Origin of the sequence: Streptomyces sp. NPDC127068 (assembly GCF_042724695.1) — a bacterium.
Classification (GTDB): domain Bacteria; phylum Actinomycetota; class Actinomycetes; order Streptomycetales; family Streptomycetaceae; genus Streptomyces.
Genome location: NZ_JBHXEN010000050.1, coordinates 61037 through 65012, shown reverse-complemented (window position 1 = coordinate 65012; position 3976 = coordinate 61037). Strand labels below are relative to the sequence as shown.

3 protein-coding genes are annotated in these 3976 nt (G+C 75.3%); all 3 read right to left on the bottom strand.

What is annotated here, in order from left to right; translation table 11 throughout:
- Window positions 1–172 precede the first annotated feature (172 nt).
- A complete protein-coding gene (locus ACFWIA_RS27205; RefSeq protein ID WP_387009489.1) occupies window positions 173–2140 on the bottom strand; it encodes a hypothetical protein in 1968 nt (655 codons plus the stop codon).
- A gap of 179 nt (window positions 2141–2319) precedes the next feature.
- Window positions 2320–2742 (bottom strand): DUF6113 family protein, encoded by a 423-nt coding sequence (locus ACFWIA_RS27200; RefSeq protein WP_387009487.1) that lies wholly within the window; start codon window positions 2740–2742, stop codon window positions 2320–2322.
- The gene (gene mshB / locus ACFWIA_RS27195) at window positions 2739–3707 is read right to left on the bottom strand and encodes an N-acetyl-1-D-myo-inositol-2-amino-2-deoxy-alpha-D-glucopyranoside deacetylase (protein ID WP_387009485.1); all 969 of its coding nucleotides are present in this window, start codon (window positions 3705–3707) and stop codon (window positions 2739–2741) included. Before mshB ends, ACFWIA_RS27200 begins: the two co-directional genes overlap by 4 nt.
- Window positions 3708–3976 lie beyond the last annotated feature (269 nt).

The window sequence follows — 3976 nt, the reverse complement described above, 5'->3', positions numbered from 1 at the left end:
CCGCGCCCCTGACCGGGCGCACAACAAGCACGGGCCCCGTCAGGGGCGCGGGGAACTGCGCGAACAGCCCCCACGCACCCGCACGGGACAGCGCACGCCCGGGAGGCGCCACCCGCACCCCGCAGGGCACCGTGGACGTCAGGGGGCTGTCACGGAGGGCCGTGAACGGGCTTCAGGACGCGTCCAGGGGGATGGCCACGGTGCGTTCGGCCTGGGTCTTGCCCTTGAGGGCCTGCTTGAGGGCCGAGGCGACGTCCTGCGGGGTCACCGCGGTCTTCTCGCCGGTGCCCCGGGTGACCAGGACCCCGTCGAAGGTGCTGCCGTACAGGCTCTGGAGCGCCGCCAGGTCGTAGGTGTCGACGAGCTTGCCGTTCACCGCCTTCACCCCGATGATCTGCGGCAGCGACTTGTCCGGGCCGAAGGGGATCGAGGCGTTCGGGCCGGCGGTGATGGTGACGAGACCGGACATCGCGGGCTCGGCGAACTCCTTCATCATCCGGTCCACCTCGGCCTTGGTGATCGACGGCTCGCGGTCGGTGGCGGCGAGCTTGACGGGCGTGGACTTGCCCGTCTCGACCTGGGCCCGGAACGCCTCCTCGATGGCAGGCAGCGAGCCCTTCACGTCGACGCCCTTGCCGGGCTTGCCGTAGGCGGCGACGGCCTTGCCGCCCTCGAACCGGATTCCGCCGTCGCCCGCGCCGCTGCTGCCGCCGCCGACCGCCCGTTCCAGCTGGACCTGGAGCTTCTCGGTGTCGACCGGCATCGACGGGGAGACGACGCGCTTCTCGCCGAACAGGGAGGTGACCACGGAGACCGGGTGGTAGTCGCTGCCCGCGGCGGACGCCACGGTGGCGTCCGTGTCGAAGGTCAGACCGGCCTGGTCGGGCCGGAGCGGCACCGTCTTGCCGTCGACGGAGAGCTGGAGCGGCTGGGTGATCCGCTTGCCGAGGGCCGCGTCGAGCTTCTTCACGGCCTCGTCGCGGGTGCCGCCGCCGATGTCGACGCCCAGCACGGTGGTGCCCTTGGGGACGTCCGAGTGGTTGAGCAGCAGTCCGGCGCCGTAGGTTCCCGAGCCGGCCAGCACGACGAGCACCGCGAGCAGGACGAGCTTGCTGCGGCCCTTCTTCTTGGCCGGCTTGGTCGATGTGGCCGACCCCGTCGGCCCGGCCGGTGCAGCCGGTGCAGCCGGCCCGGTCGGCCCGGCCGGCTTGTCGGCGGCGGGCGGCGGGAACACCGGAGCGGGTGCGGGCGGCTGCGCGGCGGGCCCGGCGCCCGGGACCTCGCCCCCCGGGGCGGGGTGGGTCACGCCGGGCTGCACCACGGGGATGCCGCTGGTGAGGGTGTGCCCCGAGACGTTGTCGCCGGGTCCGGCGGGCACGGCGCCGATGGGACCCCCGGATGCCAGGGGGCCGCCGGGGGGCGCCGGGGCGTGCTGCTGCGGCGTGAGGACGGCGGTGTCGTCGCTCATCCGCGGCGTCCCGACCCGTGGCATCTCACCGGTCGCCTCGGGCCCCTGGGGGACGCCGGCGGGCGGGCCGGGGGTGAAGTACGGGAGGTCGCCGTGGGTGTCCTGCGGGCCGCCGACGGGCAGCCCCCCGAGGGTGCCGCCGCCGGGAACGTGACCGTGGCCGTGGTTCGCCGGGGCCGGGGCGGCCGGCGAACCGGGGTGCATCGGCGTGCCGTTGGCGGGCGTGCTCGACGGGCCGCCGCGCGCGGGGCCCGACTTGCGGGGCGCGAACCATGCGCTCGGCTTCTCCGGATCACCGTCGGCACCCTGGCCGGGCGGCCGGGGAGCCGGGGCGGCGGGGGCCGCCGGGGCCTCGGCCTGGCCGGGCACCCCCGGCTGGCGGGTGGCCCCGGTGTCGGCGTCCCGGCCGGGCGCCGCATCGGACTCGGCGACCGGGGTGCGCATGACGACCGGTGGGATCGGCCGCGACCCGGGGATGTTGATGCGGACCCGGGTGGTCAGGGTCGTCTCCGTCTTGCGGTCCTCTGCGGAGGCGTCGGCACTCTGGCGCTCGTCCGACCCGACACCCGGGGCGGCACCGGCGGGGGTGCCGTACGCCGGTGTCCCCGACGGGTATGCGGCTCCTCCGCGCCCGTGCGGCCCGGAGGACGAACTGTCAGTTTCACGACTCAAGGCAGGTTCTCCCGGTTGGCTCCACCGCCCGACTCGACCTCGCTAGGGGGTTTCCCCCGTCGCAGGCTGGGGTAGTTCGGCGGCGCGCACCACCATACTGGCCGCCGCCGGCAAGCGGACTGCGGCCGTGGCGAGAACCCCGCCGAACCCGACCCGCCGTGCCACGGCGAAGTGGTACGTCACTTGCCAAGTCGGGCGGGATCCGCGCCCGGTTGCACCACCCGGCCGAGGGTGGCACACATCACAGCGACGGCGATCCCGCCGAGCAGGTACGCGTACGAACCGAAGCCCGTCGCAAACAGGAAGTCCCCCTCCGGGCGGCTGGAGGTGAGCAGGATGACGGCGACCAGCCATCCCGCGGCGGGCGCGACCGCTCCGGCCCGGGTCCGGGTGGCGAACGAGCCGCCGAGGAACAGTCCGCCCGTCCCGGCGAGGGAGAGCAGCAACCCGCCGGGGAACCAGCCCCCTTGGAGGAGCGAGCCGGCCACGCCGATCACCAGGCCGAGGACGAACAGCAGGACGTAGGCGGCGATCCGGCCCGCGGGCGGCGGTCCCTGGAGCAGGAAGCCGCCGGGACCGGGTTCGGGTGCGGGGGAGCTCATCGGGCCGCCGCCCCTTCGTCGGCGGAGGACGCCGGGACGGACCGGGGCGCGCCGATCGTGTCGCCGGCGCCGGGCGCGGGGGCGTCCGCCACTCCGGCGAACAGGTCGGTCTCCGGGGTGCCGACCGCGGTGCCGCGGGCGAGTTCGTAGTACTCGACGGCGAACAGCGGCTGTGCCAGTTGGTTGGAGAGGGCGAACCAGGGTCCTGCGACCTCGACCTGGGTGACGTGGGCGCGCATCGCGGCGGCCTTCTCCTCGGCGTGCGCACTGCCGTCGACGACGGTGGTGACCCGGTCGTCGGCGACCACGCCGGGCACGTCACCGACGGACGCGGCGCGCGGGAACGGCAGGCCGGGCAGGGCCTCGTCGAGCCGGGCGAAGCCGTCCTCGACCACGGACCTGGGGACCCGGTTCCAGTAGATCTTGTCGATGGTGTGCGGCTCGCCGAGGTCGCGGCGGTAGGCGCGCTCCGCCGCGAGGTCCGCCGCGCGGACGGCGACGCGGTGGGCCTTGATGTGGTCGGGGTGGCCGTAGCCGCCGTTCGGGTCGTAGGTGACCAGGACCTGGGGGCGGAGCTCGCGGATGACTTCCACCAGGTGGGCCGCGGCCTCGTCCAGGTCGGCGCTCCAGAAGGAGCCTTCGCGACGGTTCTGCGGGAGGCCCATCATGCCCGAGTCGCGGTATCGGCCGGGGCCGCCGAGGAACCGGTGATCGTGAACGCCCAACGCCTTCATGGCGGTCGCCAGCTCCCGCACGCGATGGGCGCCCAGGGCGTCCTCGCGGTCGGCGGTGAGCCGGGCCAGGTCGGGCGGGATGACCTCGCCCTCCTCGCCGAGGGTGCAGGTGACCAGGGTCACGCGGGCGCCTTCGGCCGCGTACTTGGCCATGGTCGCCCCGTTGGTGATCGACTCGTCGTCGGGGTGCGCGTGCACGAGCAGCAGGCGCCGGGCGGGCAGTTCCATCATGTGGACAGCCTACGAGGACGGGGCGCCCGTCGGCGGAAGAACCGGAGGGTTAGGGGATCTTGTCGTGATCCTTATGGGGTCGCGACGGCGACGGGCCGCGGTGCCCGTGCCGCTGGCACGTCCTGGTGACCCGCCACGCTGGCACGTTCTGCTGGCACGGCGTCGGCGCGCGGGTCGCGCACCACCGCGTACTCCCCGGCGCGGGGGGGGGGGGGGGGGGCCCGCCCCCCCCCCCCGCCCCCCCCCCCGCCGCGCCCCCCCCCCCCCGC

Coding starts and splice junctions, on each gene's coding strand:
- ACFWIA_RS27200 (WP_387009487.1), bottom strand. CDS start 2,742: ATGAGCTCCCCCGCACCCGAACCCGGTCCCGGCGGCTTCCTGCTCCAG.
- mshB (WP_387009485.1), bottom strand. CDS start 3,707: ATGATGGAACTGCCCGCCCGGCGCCTGCTGCTCGTGCACGCGCACCCC.